Raw genomic sequence first — 20395 nt, 5'->3', positions numbered from 1 at the left:
TCTGATTGAAATACTATCTTAAGGCCTCTGTCTCTTTTGGCAGAGGCCTTGTCTTGCTTAAATTGACGTAGGTATGAGATGAGTAATTACCCGCAGGAGGACTAGGTATAATTACTTGATTTAAGTGAGCTTCCTACTTTTTTATCATCTCATTTAGGTATTCTTATTAGATTTGGAGGTATGACTACAATCGACTCTAATTACTTCACCAACAACCAAAACACCTTTTATATCCAATGAAAAAACTTCTGGCTATCGTATTTTCGCTCATCGGCCTCAATGCATCCTTTGCCCAAAACGACAACGGAGCAATTGATGCTGCAGGCGATATTGTTTTTGTGGCATATCATGATTCAGATGATGGTTTTTCTTTCCTTTTGCTTGATGACTGTCCCAATGGTACCGTAATTAGTTTTATTGATAAAGAACCAAACACCAGTGGGAATTGGTCGGGGCAATCCGGTGAGGGGGAGTTGCAGTGGACTAATAATACAGGCTCCACTATAGCTAAAGGGACAATTATTGACATTACGGATGCTGATGATAATGACCTTGGAATTAGCGCAACTTTAGGTACCATATTTGAAAATGATGTCGATTATTCCGGCTTCAATACAAGTGATGGAGGGGTCGATCAAATTTATGCTGTTGCTGGTACCAGGGCTGATGCATCACCGGTTTTCTTGGCGTTTGTTGGGTCAACTACCAATGGTAATCTAACCGGAACAGGGCTTAGCAGTGGAACAACAGCAATGGTTCGGTCTACCTCCCCAATGGAGGGTAGATATACAGGAACAACTGTATTTAATGGCACATTAGCTGCGGTAGCTGCGGCAGTGAATAATAGTTCTAATTGGACTTTCGGGTCTTTCTCTTTTCCAGGTTCAGTACCTGATGAGTTTACGGGTAGTACTTTTTCTACTGCTGCTCCCGAAATCAACGTCCAGGGAAATGGGCAAGATATAACGGATGGAGACAATACACCATCCACAGCAGATCATACGGATTTTGGTTCTACAGGTGCGAGTAGCGGAGCCAATATTGTGAGAACATTTACAATTCAAAACACGGGTACCGGTGATTTAGACCTGACTGGTTCTCCAAATGTAACCATCAGCGGTACACATTCGGCTGATTTTACAGTATCGAGCCAACCGGGTTCAGACCCAATAAGTGCCTCAGGGTCTACCACTTTTCAAGTAACGTTTAACCCTAGTGCAGTGGGCCTGCGTACGGCTGAGATAAGCATTGCGAACGATGATGCAGATGAAAACCCCTATAATTTTACTATTCAGGGAACAGGGCTGGATGATACCGCGCCAGTCTTTGAGAATAGCACACCGAGTGCTTCATCGATAGGAGGCACCAGCTTTACTTTGAATACGGATATAGATGAGGCAGGAGATATTTTCTATGTGGTTCTAGCAGACGGAGCTACCGCACCTACCTCTGCAGAGGTGGTGAGCGGCACCGGAAATGGCGGAGCAGCAGCTGTAACCTCTGGCAATGCTACCGTAAATTCTGGAGGCTTTACTAACGCCTTTAGTGTAACCGGCCTGACGTCAGAGACTGCCTACGATGTGTATGTGGTAGCCAGAGACGATGAGGGCTCACCAAACCTTCAGGCATCACCAACCTTGGTAAACGTAACCACAGCTGATGTAACTGCGCCAAGTGTAAGTAGCATTACTGTAAGCGGTTCGCCAGCTACCAACGCTACTAGTGTTTCTTTTACAGTAAACTTTAGCGAAAATGTTTCTGGCGTTGATGCAACTGATTTTACAGTAGATGGCTCTGGAGTTACGGGTAACATTACGGGAATGAGTGGTAGCGGAGCTACCTATACCGTGTCAGTGGGGTCTATTTCCGGTACAGGAACAATCAGTATAGATCTAAAGTCTAGTGGGACGGGTATTCAAGATGGTTCAGGAAATGTCATTAGTGGTGGGTTTACTTCAGGGGCTACCCACACAGTAGACACAGAAGCACCGACAACACCAGGCGCTCCTGATCTGGTTGCAGCCTTTGACTCGGGAACTTCTAATACAGACAATATAACCTCAGTAACCCAACCGAGATTTAGTGGAATAGGAATAGAAGCTGGCGTTACCATTAAAATTACCTCTTCAATTAATGGTTTGGTAGGAACTACCACCACCAATGTGGGGGGGAGTTACAGCTATATCATAACCGGGACTCTCTCTGAGGGTACACATAATATCACGGTTACTGCTACCGATGGAGCAGGCAATGAGAGTTCATCTTCTGCAGCATTATCAGTGGTTGTCGACACCTCTGCACCAACATTGAGTTCAAGCAGCCCAACAGACGATGCTACAGGAGTAAGCCCCGGTGGCAATATTACCCTGACTTTCAATGAGAATATAGCCTTTGGTACAGGTAACATAGAAGTGATTGACGAAACCGATGGTTCTAATTCATTTACTATCGATGCTGCAAACCCTGGTTCTCAGGCCTCAATTAGCGGAAATGTTCTGACCATTAATCCATCTTCAGACTTGGATGAGTTGGAAAATTATTCCGTTAGAATAGCAGCAACGGCCATAGATGATATTGCTGGCAACAGTTACACAGGTATCACCGATGCTACCACCTTGAATTTCACTACCGCAGATGGCACAGCCCCAATTTTTGAAAACAGCACACCCAATGCTTCATCGGTAGGAGGCACCAGCTTTACTTTGAATACAGATATAGATGAAGCGGGAGATATTTTTTATGTGGTTCTACTAGACGGAGCTACCGCTCCTACCTCTGCAGAGGTGGTTAGCGGCACCGGAAATGGCGGAGCAGCAGCCGTAACCTCGGGTAATGCCACCGTAAACTCGGGAGGCTTTACCAATGCCTTTAGCGTAACAGGTCTAACGTCAGAGACCGCCTACGATGTATATGTGGTAGCCAGAGACGATGAAGGCACACCAAACCTTCAGGCATCGCCAACCCTCGTAAACGTAACCACAGCCGATGTAACTGCGCCCACTATTCAGAGTAGTTCGCCTGCAAACGGAGCAACCAATGTTAATTTAGGCCAGAACCTTACCATTACATTTGACGACAATATGGTTGTAGGCACTGGTAATATTACAATCGTTGAAACCGGTGTGGGTAACTTTGAGCAGTTGGACGTTACCAATGGTTCATTGGTTAGTGTTTCAGGTGCTACTGTTACTTTAAACCCTTCAGGTACCTTAAAAAAAGGAACAAACTATCATATAGAAATAGATGCATCGGCATTAGATGATGATGCCGGAAATGATTTTGTCGGTATTTCGAGCTCTTCTACCCTTAGTTTTAGCACTGTAAATGTAGTGATTAATGAGGTGGTTACAGATCCTCAGCGAGACTGGAGTTCTACAAACTTTGCTTCAACTGCAAGTGGAGTGCCTGGCTCAGACGATGAGTGGGTAGAGTTATATATTAAGAGTACAGGTATTGATTTAACCGGTTGGACTATAGAGCTTATTGATGGTTCGGACATTACGGGTGATTTGACCAGCAACGGAGCCTTTGATGTTTCTAATTACATCTCGTCCGGTTCAGGAACGTTCAACAGCACACAGTTTGGAGACTTCCTGGTATTAGGTAACCCCGATGGTTCCGGCCTTTTGAATAACGATGTTCAGATAATTCTTAAAGATCCTAGCGGAGCCACAGTAGATCAGGTAAAACTGGGAGGAGCAGGAGGCGAAGCCCCTACCGGTAATGCTTCTTCTGTGAGCGATGAGTCGGTGCAAAGAAGCCCTAATGGAACCGATACAGATGATGATACAGCCGACTTTACTCGTGCAGCCGCTACAATTGGAGCGGCCAATGATGCATCAGGCCCGGCCATTACCAGCCTCGGACTTCATAACGAAAACACCTTTATAGAAATATTCGCAACTGAAGGTATGTACAGTACCAATGGCGGAACTGGTGCATTGGAGCCTTCAGATATTCAGCTTTCAATTAGTGGAGGATCCGCGCATACGCCAGTAATAACCAGCCTCAAGCAATTGAACGGTACTTCTGATCTGGTTGGTGGTGAAAGCAATATAAGAGTGAACTTTACAACCACAGGAGTGGCAGATGGTGGAGAGACCATTACAGTTAACTTCGCTGATGGAAGTTCTGTCTTTGACGTACTAGGTAATGCTGCGGCTGCCAGCCAGAGCAACAATACCAGAACGTTGAATGACCTGGTTGACCCATTCATTACCGGAGTAAGTCTGGCAGCAGATAATTCTTACATCGATGTGACCTTCAACGAAGCTGTTTATGAAGACAACTGTGGAGGTGGAGGACTTACACCAGCTGATTTTGACTTGAAAATTTCTGGTGGAACGGCAACCACTCCGGTAATATCCAGTGTGAAGCAAAACGATAGCCCTACAGAAGGTTCAGCTTCGGCTTTGACAGGCGGTGAAACTACGGTAAGAATATTCTTCAGTCTTACGGGTACACCTGATGGAGCCGAAACCATTGAGGTAGATCTTCAAGCTAATGAGGTTTTTGATATTAATGGACGTGCAGGTGCTGCCGATCAAACCGCTAACAATACAGCCACTCTTAATGATCAGGCGGCCCCAACAGTAACTTCAATTGTGCGCCAGAGCCCTGCAACTGCCTCTACTAATGCAAGCAGCGTCACATTCCGTGTTACATTCAATGAAGATGTTCAGAACGTAGACGCGACAGACTTTGCCGTAACCGGTGGTGGTTCGGCCTCAGTAACTGGAGTATCGACCGAAACGGCCAACTCAGTCTTTGATGTAACAGTGGGTAATATAGATGCTGAAGGAACAGTAGACCTCGGTTTTGCTGGAGGGCAGAATATTGTTGATAATTCAAGCAATGCTTTTGCCGGTGTCATAGGATCGGAAGAAACTTATACCATAGACCTTACAGCTCCAACCGTTACTAGCGTATCTTCAACCACAGCCGATGGTACCTACAAAGTGGGCGATATTGTGGTCGTAACGGTAACCTTTAGCGAGGCTGTAACCGTGACCGGCACCCCTCAAATTACTCTGGAGACTGGTACACCCGATCGCACCGTAGATTATACTACGGGCACAGGTACCAGCACATTGAGCTTTAATTATACAGTACAGTCTGGCGATCAGAACAGTGACTTGGATTATGTAAACGTCAATTCGTTGAGCTTAAACTCCGGTACTATTACCGATGCAGTGGGCAACAATGCCACACTTACCCTACCAACTCCTGGAGAGGCCAATTCACTTGGTGCAAACAAGGCCATAGTGATTGATGCAGTGCCTCCAACTGTAACCAGTGTGTCTTCAACCACAGCCGATGGTACTTACAAAGTGGGCGATATTGTGGTCGTAACCGTAACCTTTAGCGAGGCTGTAACCGTAACCGGCACTCCTCAAATCACTCTGGAGACTGGTACAACAGATCGCACTGTAGATTACACTGCAGGTACAGGCACCAGCACATTGAGCTTTAATTATACAGTACAGTCTGGCGATCAGAACAGTGACTTGGATTATGTAAACGTCAATTCATTGAGCTTAAACTCCGGTACTATTGCCGATGCAGTGGGCAACAATGCTACACTTACCCTACCAACTCCGGGAGAGGCCAATTCGCTTGGTGCAAACAAGGCTATAGGGGTCGATGGAGTAGCTCCGGTGTTTAGCGCTGTTAGTCCGGCTACAGGTGGTAGAGTCAATAATGCCAATGTAGGTTATACCCTTTCAGAAGCTCTAGCTTCAGGAACAGTGACATTCACCAGAACTTCAGGAACAGCCGATGGCAATTCTCCGCATGTCGTGACCTTGACAGGTAATGAATTGGATGCCGGAGTACGCGCCCTATCGGCATTGACCAATGCTCCGAACCTAGTGGATGGGGCGGTATACACCATCTCATTCAATGGAACGGATGCTGCGGGTAATTCAGCTACCACAGTAAGCAGTTCATCAGTTACCTTCGATAGTAGTTCTCCGGTATTCAGTGCTGTGAGCCCAAGTTCGGGTAGCACGGTTAACCATGCCAGAGTAGGCTACACCCTTTCTGAGACCCTGGCTTCAGGAACAATCACCTTTACAAGAACAGGGGGAACGGCCGATGCCAGCTCTCCTCATGTAGTGAATCTGACAGGTGGTGAGTTAAGTGCCGGAGTGCGAGGAATAGCAGCTCTCACAAATGCTCCTACTTTGGTAGATGGTTCTGTATATACCATCAGCTTTGATGGAACAGATGAGGCGGGCAATACGGCTACAACTGTTAGCTCAACAGAAGTAACTTATGATGTTAGCTTGCCAACAATTGTCTCCATTACCGCACCGGCTGACGGATCGTACAAATCAGGTGACAATTTAGAGTTTACGGTAACCTTTAGCGAGGCGGTTAACTTTGATGAAGGTAGCTCGTGTGAACCTCCTCACTTAGTTGTCAATGTAGGAGGAACCCCAAGAAGTGCCTTCTATTCTTCAGGAAATGGAACGGATACCTGGGTATTGTCTTTCACTGTTGGTGGCGAAAACGATTCTGATGGTATAGAAATTAGCTCATTCAATGTAGGTGACCTGGGGGTTGAAGATGCGGCTCGCAATGCCCTGAATAGCACTTTACCAACCTTGCCTAATACTTCGGCTGTGTTGGTAGACAATGTTGCTCCGGCAGACCCTATTGTAACTACTACATCGGCTACGGTAAATGCCGATAACCAAACAATTAGTGGAACACACTCAGAAGATGGAGTTACTATTCATGCCTATGCCGATGCCAACAACGATGGTGTGGCAGATAACGCAACCTCATTGGGCAATGCTACAGTAAGTGGCAATGCATGGAGTTTAAATGTAAGCCTTACGGCAGATCAAGCCAATAACTTTGTGGTTCGAGCCATGGATGCCGCAGGTAATATCTCGTCCGATGTAGATGTGCCAACCATAATAGAAGATAGCACCAATCCGGCTGAGCCAATAGTTACTACGCCTTCTATGGCAATAACAGTAGACGCTGCTGCGCAAACAATTAGTGGAACGCATGCAGAAGATGGAGTAACGGTTCATGCCTATGCCGATGTGGATAATGACGGATCGGCCGACAACAGCACCTCTTTAGGAAGTGCCACAGTATCGGGAGGTTCGTGGAGTTTCTCTGTGAATTTAACGGCAGACTCTGACAATAACTTTGTAGTTCAGGCAGTAGATGCCGCAGGCAATGTGTCTGGCGAAGTAAATGTGCCAACCATTTCCGAGATAACTCCAGGATTTACAGTAACCGAAACAGATGGTGGTACTTCTGTTACAGAAGCCGGAGGAGAAGATACCTTTACAGTTGTATTGGATGCTCGTCCGGGCAGCGATGTAGTAATCAACGTAAGCAGTGGAGACACAGGCGAAGGGACAGTAAGCTCATCGACATTGACCTTTACTCCTTCAGATTGGGATACGCCTCAGACCGTTACCGTTACAGGAGTTGATGATGATATTATTGATGGAACACAGACCTTTAATATCACCCTGTCAATAGACGACAATAACAGTGACGATAATTTCGATGCGCTGGGAGATAAAACGGTTTCGGTAGATAATACCGATGATGATGTAGCAGGCTTTACTTTGTCTAAAACCACAGCATCCGTTTCAGAAGTAGGTACTACCGATGACTTTACCGTGGTGCTTACCGCAGAGCCGGCCAGCAACGTGGTGATAAATATTACTAGTGGTGATACCGGTGAGGCCACGGTCGATGCCTCATCCATTACCTTTACTCCGACTAACTGGTATACTCCACAAACAGTAACCATTACCGGAGAAGACGATTCGGATCTGGATGGAGATCAAACCACGACAATTACCTTGTCTGTAGACGATGCCAGCAGTGATGACGACTTTGACGCTTTGGCAGATCAGACCGTATCTGTAGTTACAGAAGATGATGATACACCAGTAATTTCTTTTGCTACAACTACCTCGTCTGGTTTAGAATCTGTAGGCTCTGCCAGCATTGTGGTGAACAATGATTTGGCCAGCTCCAATACCATTACTGTAGATTACACGGTAACCGGTACAGCAACCAATGGAACCGATTACACATTGGCCAGTGGTACGCTTACTTTTGCAGCCAATAGCACAAGTGAGAATATTGCGATAGCCGGAATAGTGAACGATGAAATAGTTGAGCTGGACGAGACGGTGATCATTACACTGTCTAATCCAACCAACTCCATACTTGGAGCCAATACGGTGCACACCTATACCATTATGGATGATGACCAGGCCACTGTAACAATTGCCGATGTGAGCGCTGATGAAGACGATGGAAGCACGACCGTTTCACTTGTACTTGACAAAGCCGTAGACGGAGGATTCAGCGTTGACGTGTCAACCGTAGATGGAACAGCAACCATTGCCGATAATGATTATACTGCTGTGGTTGACCAGACCATTACCTTTGTAGGTACGGCCGGTGAAACCAAGACCGTTACCATTACTTTAGGTTCAGACAACAAGCTAGAGGCCAATGAGACAATTCAGGTGCTAATGAATAACCTGATAGCCAATACGGTTTCTACAAGCGATATTGATGTAACCGATGGAGCGACCGTTACCATTACCAATGACGATCAGGCTGCGGTGACCATAGAAGATGTACAAGCAATTGAAGGAGAAGGAGATATTACCCTTACCGCTACCCTGGATAACCCGGTAGATGGAGGCTTTACCATCAATGTGAGTACAGCAGATGTTACAGCTCTGGTAGGAGATGACTATCAGGCTATTGTTTCTCAAACACTGACCTTTAATGGTACGGCAGGGGAAACTCAGACCTTTACGCTGACACCGGTAGACGATGGAGTGGAAGAAGACACCGAAACCTTAACTATATCCATGTCTGGTTTGGCAGCTACTTCGCTAGCCGTAGATGTGAGCGATGTTGCTACTGTAACCATTTTAGATGACGATGATAACACCGCACCTGCAGGTTATACCATAAGTTTTGACGATGGCCTGATTAACTCTACCGAGTTGACAACCAGTACCATCACTTTTGCCGATGCAGAAGTAGGAACAACTTATAACTACAGCATAACTTCCAGTGAAGGAGGAACAGCGGTAACCGGTAGTGGAACCATAACTTCTGCCGATGAGCAGATTTTGGTTGCCGACCTGTCGGGTCTCAACGATGGTGTGCTTACGGTGAGTGTAACACTCACTGACGATAGCAATAATGAGGGTGTGGCTGCAACCAGTCAAACTGAAATGAAGAGTAGAATTTCAGCACCAACTCTCTCACCGGCAGACAATGAAGTAGATGTGTTGCCAAACCAAAACCTGGTACTCACATTCGATGAGTCAATGGTGAAAGGTACAGGCTCTATTACCATTAAGAAAAGCAGCGACAATAGTGTGCTAGAAACTATCGATGTAAACAGCAACAAAGTGAGCATAACAGGTGGAGTCATTACTATTAATCCTGACAATGCTTTGTTACCACCATCGACAGAGTTCTATGTAATGATAGATGCCGGGGCTTTCGAAGACAATTTTGAGAATGCCTATGCAGGTATAAGCAATAATACGTCATGGACATTTACAACCGTAGCAGCATCAGTAGTAACGAGCGTGTCAGTACCAACGGCTGATATCTATGGTATAGGTGATGAACTGGACTTCCAGGCCACCTTCAGTTTGCCAATAACAATTACTGGCACACCAAGTATCGATGTAACCATTGGTTCGAAAACAGTGAAGGCAAACCTTGTAGGTACTGTGTCTGCAGCTACCACAGCCACCTTCCGTTATACAATAACCGAAGGTGACCTTGATACAGATGGTATTGCTCTGGCAAGCTCAATTGATCTCAATGGGGCAACCATGAAGGATGAGTTCAATGTAGATGCCATTACAGGACTGAACAATGTAGGGTCAACCGCAGCCATACTGGTAGACGGAATCAGAGCTATTCCTACACTAAGTACTTCTGCCGGAACTTTAACCAATGCGGCCTTCTCAACCACTGTAACTTACGATGAGCCGGTAACAGGCTTTGAGCTTACCGACCTTACTGTGACCAACGGAGTAGCGTCTAATCTGGAAGTAGTTACAGCCGGTTCTGTTTGGAGAGTAACTATCACTCCTGCTGCCGATGGTACGGTGAGCGTTGCTATTCCTGCCGGAACAGTTAACGATCAGGCTGGTAATACCAGTGCGGCATCGGCCAATACGGTGAGTACTACCTTCGATGGAACTGCTCCACAGGTGAGCAGCATTTCGAGAGCCGAAGCCGATCAAATACCAACAGGAACAACCAGCAGAAAATACACCGTTACCTTTAGTGAAGTAGTAAACGGTGTAGATGCCACAGACTTCGAAGTAGTTGCCACAGGAACTGCAGTAGCTACTGTAGGAACCGTAACTACAACAGATAACAAAACCTATACGGTAACTATCCAGGGTCTTAATGGTGAAGGTACCCTGAAGTTGAATGCGAAAGCAGATGGAACAATTAAAGATGAGGCCGGCAATGAGTTGGCGGCTGCATTCGAAGGTCAGGTTTACACGACCAACTTTGCTCCAACCAACATTACACTTTCAGCAACCAGTATTCAGGAGAACAATGCGGTAGGAGCCACTATAGGTACATTAACCAGTACCGATGCCGATGCCGGAGATTCTCATTCCTATACCCTTGTTTCTGGTACGGGCGATACAGATAATGCAGCCTTCACTATAAGTGGCAATACATTAAAGACCAATGTGGTGTTCGACTTTGAAACCAAGGCCAGCTATAGCATTCGAGTGAAGGCAGATGATGGATTCAATGGAACTTTTGAAAAAGTACTTACCATAACCGTCACCAACGAACCTGAAGCAATTATTGTAGTTGAAGGAGATGGCGTATTCGATGCTACCATACTTGGTCTGAGCAGCACCAAGAGCTGGACGGTGACCAACAATGGAGATGCTGCCACTGAGGTTAGGGTAATTAGCTCCTCTCAAGGCTTCAGTATTACTCCTGGTTCAGTGCAGGTAGGGCCGGGTGAAACCAAACCAATTACTGCTGTCTTCAGACCAAGAGAGGCCAGAGTATATCAAGGTGTAGTTGTGTTCAACTTCGATATTACCAGCAGAATCAAAGACAATGTGATTGAAGTGGGCTTGTCTGGCGAAGGAGTAATTGTGACGGGAGTAGATAACGACCAGATTCAGGAAGAGCAGATTAGTGTATTCCCGAACCCTGCTTCTACACAGGTGACTATTGACCTTAGTGAACTAAACGGAAAACCTGTTGATATTCAAATGATAAATCCATCAGGGGTGAGTTTACTTCAGAAGAAAGGTTATGACCAACCGGAGCTGACTATTGATGTGGCTAGCTTTGAAAGTGGCCTGTACATTATACAGTTCAGCAATGAAAAGTCACTCGTGAGGAAGAAGGTGTTGATTAGAAAATAACCCAAGACTGTAGATCATAAAACAAAAAGCAAAAGAATAAGGATGAAAACCAACCGCATATATACCTACATACTAATAGCCGCGGTGGCTTTATTGAGTATTTCCTGTGACAATGACGATCCCACAGGACCCACAGCACAAGAGCTGACCTACGAAAAACTGGCCGGACAATGGACACTGGGACAGTTCGGTAGTATTAAGGTAGATGGGAGCAATGTAAGTGCGAATTACCCGGGCTTCGCACTATCGTTTGCTCAGGGAACATATACCACTACCAATGCCGGAGACCTTTTTAGGGCTAGTGGTACTTGGGAGTGGGCAGATACCAATGCCAATGCCGTAGTGTTAGATGATGGAAAGCAAATCACTATTCAGAGTTTATCTCTGAGTAAATTTGTATTCAGTTTTACTAAATCGAATGGGCCGGTACGTGCCGGCCTGGCGGGTGAGTATGTAATTACGGTAGAGAAATAATTAAAAAGGTAAGATGAAACTCGTGAGAAGACTATTCGTACTGGTTGCATTACTTACAGCAGGCTCTCTGACTGCACAAGGCCAGGAGCTTGGTGTTCGTTTCGGAAACGTTACTGCCGGTGATTTTGCTGTAGACGCAGTATTCTCTTCAGGTCAGTTTAGCCGAATACATGCCGATCTATCGTTGAGCAATGATGTATTAGGTATAGATGCCCTATGGGACTTTCTCTATAAACCTTTTGAAGCAGAAGGAGAAACCTTCTTCTGGTATGTAGGGGCAGGGCCATTTTTGGGCATTGGAGATGACTTTTCCTTAGGTGCTGTGGGCGAAATTGGTATCGAATACCAGTTCAGAGACGTACCGCTGGTTTTAGGAATGGACTGGAGACCGGGCTTCCGATTAATAGACGAAACAGATTTTAACGTAGATGGATTTGGATTGAATCTACGGTTTGTGTTCTCCAGATAAAGGAGATTACTTAATAGTAAGAACATTACAAAACCCAGGCTTACTTAGTAGGTCTGGGTTTTTTATGTCTGCCCTAAGCACAAGTCTAAATTAACCTGAGTTCGATGTAACTAAGTAGTAAAATATCCCCTCTTAGGACGTCATTGCGGAATTTTCCTGTGAAAACTTCACATACACAAAGGAAAATATCCGCAATCTCATTTAGGCTCTGTCGAGATATCGGATAAAACAGCCCTTTTTGGGAGTTTAAGGCCTGTTTTTCCAGCATGACGTTCCTTTTGTACATCGAACTCAGGTTAATTTAGTCTGTTGTAAATCATAAGCCCGCCTGCATCATTTTACCCTTTGTCCGTCTTGTTTGGCAAAACGATATAAAATGATGACAATCAATAGAGAACTACCTGTTGCCATAATAGGAGCAGGCCCTGTAGGATTAGCGGCTGCCTCTCATCTGGCGTTAAGAAATATCCCTTTTCTCATATTCGAAAATGGCCCTGAAGTTGGTCATAATGTTTCAGACTGGAAGCATGTAAAAGTGTTTTCACCCTGGCGCTACAACATAGACAAAGCGGCAAAGGAGATATTGTCAAAGTCGGGCTGGGTTGAACCCGACCGTGAGGTTCTGCCCACCGGGGCGGACTTGGTGAACCAATACCTGAGGCCGTTGGCCGGGCACCCTAAAGTAAAACCATATCTACACCTGAATTCCACCGTCTTAAGCATCACTAAAAAAGGAATCACCAAGGTGAATTCTCACAACAGAGATTCTTCGCCTTTTGTAATCTGGGTTAGGCAGGAAGAAACGAACTTATCTTTTGAGGCATCTGTGGTAATTGATGCTTCAGGCACATGGCAAAACCCCAATCCCATTGGCTCAGGAGGTAGTTTTGCACAAGGTGAGCATGAACATCGGCATAAAATTGCTTACCGTATTCCGGATATTCTGGGAAAAGATAAACAGCGATATGCCAACAAGTCGGTTCTCGTAGTTGGTGGAGGCCATTCAGCCATTAACTCATTGCTTAGTTTGGCCGAGTTAAAGGTAGATTACCCCAATACCCGGCTACATTGGGCACTTCACTCAGAGAGTCTTTCAAAGCTTTATGGTGGTAGAGAGCAAGATGCTTTGGAAGCAAGGGGAGCTTTAGGCACAAGGATAGAACAGTTAGTTAACTCCGGCCAGCTGAGCCTGCACATGCCCTTTTACATTGATAGAGTAAGCTCAGAAGATGGAACCATTGCTGTTCATGGTTTATTAGAGGGCAAAGATCATACGGTTTCTGCAATCGATGAGATTATTGCGAACACCGGAGCCCGGCCCGATTTTTCGATGCTGCAAGAAATTCGGTTGGCGCGAGACCCTGCACTTGAATGTGTGCCTCAGTTGGCAGAGCTTATAGATCCCAATATACACAGTTGCGGTACGGTACGTCCGCATGGAGAGTTGGAGCTCAAACAACCTGAAACCAATTTTTATGTGGTAGGGGTGAAAAGCTACGGAAGGGCACCTACTTTCTTAATGGCTACAGGCTATGAACAAGTGAGGAGTATTGCCGCTTGGCTAGATGGCGATATAGAAGGAGCTAGAAGAGTGGAGTTAGATTTGCCGGAGACCGGGGTTTGTGGTTCTACCAATGAGGGCGATTTATCTTGTTGCGGATCGGTGAGTAGCCCAGCGGAGTCTGATAGTGAAGTTGCAGGATGTTGTGGAGGGGCCCCGACTGAAAACACTGAAGCGTGTTGTAAACTGGATGAGGTAAAAAAGGCAGAAGGAGAGGAAGGGTGTGGTTGTGGAACCACTGCCACGGTTACTCATGCGCACGCTTCTGCCTGCTGTGGTTAGATGCGCTCAACACAGGCAAACTCTGGCCGGTTAGAAGTGGAGAATGCAACCCTGTCGTTGAGGCCAACAGTTCGATCTTCTTTGGCCATGACGCTCGGAGGCATGGCCGATGCTTTTCTCTATGCCTACCTGCCATTAAATGCTACAACCTTAGAGTTAAACGCCTTTTCAGTAGGAGCCATATTAAGCATTAATAAGTTTGTCCGGGTTTTATCAAATCGATGGGTCAATGCTCTGGCCGCGGTCACAGGACTTAAGCATATTGTAAGTATGGCAATCTGTTTGGCAGCTCTCACCTCAATGTCTTATGCCTTTGAAATGCCTTTATGGTTTTGGTTGCTTGTGCGGGTTGTTTGGGGAATCAGCTACTCCATGTTTCGATTTGCTTCGGTTCAGTATGTACAAGTAGCACCGCACAAAGGAGAAGCCCTGGGTATAGCTACATCGATTAAAGAGCTTGGGCCGGTGCTTGCCTATTGGTTTGGACCAATAGTGCTAACAACATGGGGGGCTTCACCAGTATTCCTTACTTCTGCCGTGGCCACGCTCATGGGGATGGCATTACTCCACAACCTTCCAAATCCTAAGGCTAAGGTAGTGCTAAAAGAAGTCGTACGTTTTCAAAAGCCCAATTGGCTCGATGCATGGGTATTTATTTCCTCCTTTCTAATCGATGGATTTGTGGTAGTGACAGTTAGCATACTGCTGCGGTCCCATGCCAATTTCTGGTCGGAACATGTGCTGATGAATACAGCAATTTTTATCTCTATGAGAAGGGTTTTTCAGATTATACTGGCTCCTTTAACAGGCTCTGCTATTAGGCGTTACGGTCATAGACTGGTGTTTGCCTTATCTTCTGTGTTGATATGTGTTGCCTTAGGCTTTATGGCCGGAGGTATTATAGTTGAGGCTTTAGTAATAGTGTTCGCAGCCGCTGCGGTCAATAATGTTTGCATGCCTTTGTTTGCTTTGCAAAGAAGTTCAACCCGGGAGAATTACAATGCGTTTGCCAAGCTCTCAACAGCTAAAGACATAGGTGCTGCAGTAGGGGCATTGATTGGCCTACCCTTGGTTGGTGTAGTTGAGCCCCGGTGGATATTTAGTGTGTTGTGTGTTGGCTCTACCTATACTCTGTATCGGGTGCTAAGACGATAAACTACGAACAATGGGGAATGAGAGGAGAGACAGGAAGGGAAGTAGCGGCTGTTTTTATATGGCTGAATCAATGCACAGAGAGCAATTGGCCGGTAGAAGAAGGAGGCTTGGGAAGAAGGTTAGGCCGGAGAGCTGCTCTTAACTCTAAATCTCATTTTGTTTAAAAGCTGGTTGAGTATGAGCAGTTCTTTTTCCGACAGATTGTCCATCTCCGCATCCAGTTGGGGCATGTGGGTATTAACTTGTTGCAGCAGTTTTTGTCCACTTTCGGCAATAAAAACCTGAACCAAACGGCCATCGTGCGGGCAAGGTCTTTTCCAAATCAGGCCTTTGCTACACAAACGATCAACCAATCGAGAGGTGTCGGCATTACTTACAATCATTCGTTCCCTGATCTCTTTGGTGCTAATAGGCTCTGGAAATTGTTTATCGAGAATAGAAAGCACATTGAATTGCTGTTGAGTAATGTCATAGGGCTTCAGAAAAGCCGAAATTTTTTCGCCCAACCAGGCTGCAGTATACTGAAGATTTACGCGCAACCTCTGTTGTTCATTAAGGAATTCACCATTTTTTAACTGTTCTTCCATAGTGGGGCGTTTTCTTGGCTACTCGAACGATTTTTAAATATACTAATGTTCCCACATTAATAAAGCTCTTGGCTGGTGGTGCTTCGCTGTGATTGCCTATGAACAAAGAGAGCCACCCGACTAAGCCGGGCAGCCCTCAACCAACACACACTTAACTCTACCTTTAATGGTTTTCGTCTATGCTTTTAAGCATTAATAGCCTCTTCTAAGGGCTGTGCTTCAGGAAAGTCTATGGCAAAATCAAATAGATTGTGCACGTAATTGGCAAGGGTTTTACTCGCCACAAGGGCAACCAGGTCTACCAGGGCTGCCTGATCATATCCCTGAGCCAAAAATTCTTCTACTTTATCTTCTGAGGCTCTTCCACGATTTTCTACAAGGCTCTTGGCTAAACCAACAATGGCGTTCAGTTTGGCATCGGAAGAGCGACCTTGTCTTAGTGCTATGGTTTCTTCTTCTGTAAAGCCATTCATTTTCCCCAGAGTGGTGTGTGCTGCCTGGCAATAAGTGCAACCATTAACTTGCGAAACAACCAGGTTTACGGCTTCACGCTGTTTTGCATTGAATGTGCCTTGGGCTTGTGCATCCTGAAAGGTTAGGTAAGAAGCAAGGGCATTGCCGGAGTATCCTATAGAGGCATATAGATTAGGCACCATGCCTAGCTTTTTCTCTAGTGCATCGAAAAGTTGCTGACTCTCAACACTAACCTCATCTCGGGTGGGTACATTAAATGTTCTCATAATTGTTTGTTTAATTTTTTCGAAGTTCAGGAAGTTAACTGGTGTTTAAACATTAAAGTTCAAACATTGAAAATAAAATTACGAAACTTTTATAGTATGTTGATTTTCAGGTCTTTATTGTTTGAGTGAATACACGGCTTGTTATTAGGCATACAGCCAGGCCCAGTATATGAGCACAAACTGTAGGGGGAGTCTCAGCCAAAGTGCGACTTTGTACCAGCGTTTTTTACCCTTATAAGAAGTGAGCATGTAGAGGTTGGCCGGGAATACGGCTAGCAGCGTGGCAATAAGACCCCAAGCTCCAATGTTTTGAGTGCTTGGGATAAGCAATAGGGCTCCAAAAAGTGCTTCAAACAGGCCACTGAGATAAACCAGTATTCGGTGGAGTGGGAGGTAAGGGGGCATTATTTTCATATACAGCTTGGGCTTTACAAAGTGCATTAGCCCGGCCATGATATAAACAACCCCCATTAAGATTTTTCCTATGTCCATTACTTTAGAACCTCTTTGAGGCTCGAACGTTTGTTAATGAGTTCCGGAATTTCGTCTATTTTCGGATTGATTGCCAGAATTTCGCCATCCGGGCTGATCAAATAATAGAATGGAAGAAAAACAACTCCTAGCTGTTCCAGAAAAGGATTTTGAAACCCTTTTTCAGCAAAAGCCTGCTTCCATGGGTAATTCTTATTATTCAGGTGTTTTAAAGGAAATTCCTTGTTGGAGTCGATCGATACTGCAAGCACTTCCAATTTTCCCTCTAATTCCTCGTAAACTGGCAGTAATGATCCAAACCCTTTAATGCAAGGAGCACACCAGGTAGCCCAGAAGTCTATCAGAACATACCTATCCGAAAAACTGTTTTGGGTATAAGTTTCACCATTGAACCCTTCAAAGGAGAAGTCGGGAAAAGGATCTCCCGGGTTTATTCGTTCCTGTCGGTCTAAAGAGAGCATAACGGACTTCAGGTCTAGCGGATCGAGAAGGGTGGTGTCTATGGTAGATAATAGTTGCTGTGACTGATCAATGGTAATAAAGTCACTGGTGACTACTTCTGAAGTAAGTTCTGCTATAAATTCGTTTCTGGGATAGAGTTTAGTTATGGAGTCCATGTATAAGTAAAGGGCATTGCCTCTCAGTTTTTGCTCATCCTCCATAATTCCTTCAAGGTCGCTAAGAATTTGCTTCATTTGGCTGTTTGTGGAGCTGTGTACTTCAACGAGCCTAATGAATGGCTCTTTATAAGTTGTTTTAAGCGATATTTCCTCATTGTTTAAGAAGAATTGTGCGCTGTATATTCCATCGGCCTTATGAGTAATGGTGGCGTTACGTACGTGCTCAACCGACCCCGTAAATTCAAACCGTCCATCTTCTGTAAGCGTACTGTCTACGTAATTTCCATAGCGAAGAAATACATAGCCCTCATAGTTTTCAATGGTACCCTGGATCTTGAATTCTGGTTTAGAATTACATGAGCAAATTAGAAGTAGAACAAACAGGAATAGAGTAGATTTTGTCATAATGGTGCGTTTTTGTTTAAGTTAATAATTGTTGAAAGCTTTTTAAAAGCAAAAATCCGACCTGTTTATACAAGCCGGATTTTCGCGTTTGCAGGCAAGAGCCTAATTATTTTTTGCTATCGATAGCTTCCGCTTTCCAAACGTTGTTCTCGCGGTTCACATCGGCCATTCGTCCTGATGGGTCGATTTCAACGGAGGCAATCTCCGAGGCTGGTCTATTGATAGTAAATTCATAAGTAGGGTGAGTCCATGGCCAGTCAGGGTGTACCACGCGCGGGTCGTTGGTTTCGGCTGGTTTTTCACCTCGCATCATGCGCAACGCCATGTAGTGTACCTCTTTGGTCCCATCCTTGTAAGTTACGACTACGTCCATTGGCATAGGCATTAACCCAACTCTTTCGAGTGTAACTTTGGTGCGGTTGTTTTCGCCAACTACTTCTTTCACTCCGTAGTCAATGGTTTTAGTAGTGTACACAAAATACTCATTGTACCAGTCTAGCTCCAGACCCGAAACACGCTCAAATACGCGTAGAACATCGTTCGGATTAGGGTGTTTAAACTTCCATGTTTCAAAATACTCTAAGAGTCCTTTGTTAAGGGCTTTCTCTCCAATTACATAGCCCATCTGGCTCATCCAAACGGAGCCTTTACTATAAGCAGCTGCTCCGTAGGCACCATTTAGATGGTAGTGATCTGAATGAGTGCTTAGAGGCTCTTCTACTCCGCTGGTGGCCAATCTCAGGTAACCACCATTGGCCGGCATTCCCAAGTTCTCAATAGTTTCTTCGGCTGTATCGCGACCCGCTATGTGGCTTATGATGCGAGAAGTGGCATAAGAAGTAAACCCTTCGTCCATCCAGGGGTGCAGGGCTTCGTTGTTGCCCAATACTCCATGGTACCAATCGTGCATGGCTTCATGCACAGTTACACCTAGCAGACTACCTCGCATACCTGTAATCATGGTAGACATTGGGTACTCCATGCCTCCGTCACCTCCCTGAATAACAGAGAACTGCTTGTAAGGGTATTGGCCGAAGTGTTTATTGGCATATTCAAAAGCTTTTTCAGCCAAAGGCATGAGCTTTTCCCAGTTTTCTTCATTCTGACCTTTTTGGTGGAAGAAGTGAAGCTCCATTCCGTTTTTCATGGTCAGCTTGTCGTGAATGTAGTCTGGGTCGGCTGCCCAGGCAAAATCGTGAACATTAGGAGCCACAAAGTGCCAGGTAAGCTTACCATTCTTCACTTTTTGTTTTACGGTTTGTCCTTTGTCTTCATATCCGTGGCCAATTTCTAGTGGGTTCTGAAGATAACCGGTACCACCAACAACATAGTCTTTGTCAATCGAAATTTTTACCTCAAAGTCGCCCCATACCCCATAGAACTCGCGGCCTATGTATTCATCGGCATGCCAGCCCTGATAGTCATACTCGGCCAGTTTAGGAAACCACTGAGTCATGGTGTAGCGTACGCCCTCGGCATTGTCTCTTCCGGTTCTGCGAATTTGTACCGGAACCTGACCTTCAAAGTTCATGTCAAAGGTTACTTTTTGTCCCGGTTTAATAGGCTCATTGAGTGAAACTTCGAGTACTGTGCCTTCTACCTTATACGTTACATCTTTGCCGTTTTGCTTTAGGGAAAGAATTTTTTGGTAGCCTATTTCATCGTCAGAGAGTTTAGAGATTCTATCGCCCACTCTTCTGTCTGGGTCATCAATGGTTCTGGATCGTACGTCCATCATGCTTCCCGGCTGGAAAGCATTAAAATATAGGTGATAGAACACCTTGTCCAGTTCATCAGGAGAGTTGTTGGTATATTCCAGTTTTTGTACTCCCGTAAATCGGTTGGTATTTACGTCCATGTCTATTTCCATGTAGTATTTGGCATATTGCTGCCATCGCTCATGGTCTTTTCTATCGGCCTTCTTCTGGGCAAATGCCACTGAAACTGATAGGCCACAAAGCAGTATTATCGCTTTAAGTTTCATATTCATTTCAATAGGTTTTCAGACTTGGAAATTATCAAAGTTTGTTTTGCCCAACAAATCAAATGGGTTGAATGGATCGATTATAATTTTAGAAAAAAATTATAGACAAGTATTACTCTTGCTAAGACCTTAACTAGTAAGGTTATATGTGATATCCAATGTAATAACAGGGGCCGGTGATTGCCTGC

10 protein-coding genes are annotated in these 20395 nt (G+C 45.2%); 5 read left to right on the top strand and 5 right to left on the bottom strand.

From position 1 onward, the window contains the following. Positions 1 to 236 precede the first annotated feature (236 nt). The 5 genes from B3763_RS10595 to B3763_RS10575 all read left to right on the top strand — a co-directional run bounded on the left by B3763_RS10595 (position 237) and on the right by B3763_RS10575 (position 15379). Positions 237 to 11438 carry an Ig-like domain-containing protein gene (locus B3763_RS10595; protein ID WP_286746315.1) on the top strand — a complete coding sequence of 3734 codons (11202 nt, stop codon included), beginning with the start codon at positions 237 to 239 and terminating at the stop codon, positions 11436 to 11438. A gap of 42 nt (positions 11439 to 11480) precedes the next feature. After that, the gene (locus B3763_RS10590) at positions 11481 to 11912 is read left to right on the top strand and encodes a hypothetical protein (RefSeq protein WP_189629530.1); all 432 of its coding nucleotides are present in this window, start codon (positions 11481 to 11483) and stop codon (positions 11910 to 11912) included. Between the two features lie 13 nt (positions 11913 to 11925). Continuing rightward, complete coding sequence (locus B3763_RS10585; protein WP_189629531.1) at positions 11926 to 12381, top strand: outer membrane insertion C- signal; 456 nt, start codon at positions 11926 to 11928, stop codon at positions 12379 to 12381. Between the two features lie 376 nt (positions 12382 to 12757). Beyond that, complete coding sequence (locus B3763_RS10580; protein ID WP_286746312.1) at positions 12758 to 14224, top strand: NAD(P)-binding domain-containing protein; 1467 nt, start codon at positions 12758 to 12760, stop codon at positions 14222 to 14224. Beyond that, entirely contained in the window at positions 14225 to 15379 is a 1155-nt protein-coding gene (locus B3763_RS10575) for an MFS transporter (RefSeq protein ID WP_286746310.1), read from the top strand. Between the two features lie 119 nt (positions 15380 to 15498). Here the strand turns inward: B3763_RS10575 and B3763_RS10570 are convergent, their stop codons facing one another. The 5 genes from B3763_RS10570 to B3763_RS10550 all read right to left on the bottom strand — a co-directional run bounded on the left by B3763_RS10570 (position 15499) and on the right by B3763_RS10550 (position 20207). After that, positions 15499 to 15966 carry a MarR family winged helix-turn-helix transcriptional regulator gene (locus B3763_RS10570; protein WP_189629533.1) on the bottom strand — a complete coding sequence of 156 codons (468 nt, stop codon included), beginning with the start codon at positions 15964 to 15966 and terminating at the stop codon, positions 15499 to 15501. Between the two features lie 185 nt (positions 15967 to 16151). Continuing rightward, positions 16152 to 16706 carry a carboxymuconolactone decarboxylase family protein gene (locus B3763_RS10565; protein ID WP_189629534.1) on the bottom strand — a complete coding sequence of 185 codons (555 nt, stop codon included), beginning with the start codon at positions 16704 to 16706 and terminating at the stop codon, positions 16152 to 16154. Positions 16707 to 16850: 144 nt separating this feature from the next. After that, the gene (locus B3763_RS10560; protein ID WP_286746308.1) at positions 16851 to 17198 is read right to left on the bottom strand and encodes a DoxX family protein; all 348 of its coding nucleotides are present in this window, start codon (positions 17196 to 17198) and stop codon (positions 16851 to 16853) included. Then, the gene (locus tag B3763_RS10555) at positions 17198 to 18223 is read right to left on the bottom strand and encodes a TlpA disulfide reductase family protein (protein ID WP_286746306.1); all 1026 of its coding nucleotides are present in this window, start codon (positions 18221 to 18223) and stop codon (positions 17198 to 17200) included. Before B3763_RS10555 ends, B3763_RS10560 begins: the two co-directional genes overlap by 1 nt. A gap of 106 nt (positions 18224 to 18329) precedes the next feature. After that, positions 18330 to 20207, bottom strand: a complete 1878-nt coding sequence (locus tag B3763_RS10550; RefSeq protein ID WP_286746304.1) for a M1 family metallopeptidase — start codon at positions 20205 to 20207, stop codon at positions 18330 to 18332. Positions 20208 to 20395: the final 188 nt, after the last annotated feature.

The organism is Roseivirga sp. UBA1976 (genome assembly GCF_002336325.1).
GTDB classification, from domain to species: Bacteria; Bacteroidota; Bacteroidia; order Cytophagales; family Cyclobacteriaceae; genus Roseivirga; species Roseivirga thermotolerans.
Note: the sequence above shows the minus strand (reverse complement) of the source record. Positions and strands in the feature narration are given on the sequence as shown.

Coding starts and splice junctions, on each gene's coding strand:
- B3763_RS10595 (WP_286746315.1), top strand. CDS start 237: ATGAAAAAACTTCTGGCTATCGTATTTTCGCTCATCGGCCTCAATGCA.
- B3763_RS10590 (WP_189629530.1), top strand. CDS start 11,481: ATGAAAACCAACCGCATATATACCTACATACTAATAGCCGCGGTGGCT.
- B3763_RS10585 (WP_189629531.1), top strand. CDS start 11,926: ATGAAACTCGTGAGAAGACTATTCGTACTGGTTGCATTACTTACAGCA.
- B3763_RS10580 (WP_286746312.1), top strand. CDS start 12,758: ATGATGACAATCAATAGAGAACTACCTGTTGCCATAATAGGAGCAGGC.
- B3763_RS10575 (WP_286746310.1), top strand. CDS start 14,225: ATGCGCTCAACACAGGCAAACTCTGGCCGGTTAGAAGTGGAGAATGCA.
- B3763_RS10570 (WP_189629533.1), bottom strand. CDS start 15,966: ATGGAAGAACAGTTAAAAAATGGTGAATTCCTTAATGAACAACAGAGG.
- B3763_RS10565 (WP_189629534.1), bottom strand. CDS start 16,706: ATGAGAACATTTAATGTACCCACCCGAGATGAGGTTAGTGTTGAGAGT.
- B3763_RS10560 (WP_286746308.1), bottom strand. CDS start 17,198: ATGGACATAGGAAAAATCTTAATGGGGGTTGTTTATATCATGGCCGGG.
- B3763_RS10555 (WP_286746306.1), bottom strand. CDS start 18,223: ATGACAAAATCTACTCTATTCCTGTTTGTTCTACTTCTAATTTGCTCA.
- B3763_RS10550 (WP_286746304.1), bottom strand. CDS start 20,207: ATGAAACTTAAAGCGATAATACTGCTTTGTGGCCTATCAGTTTCAGTG.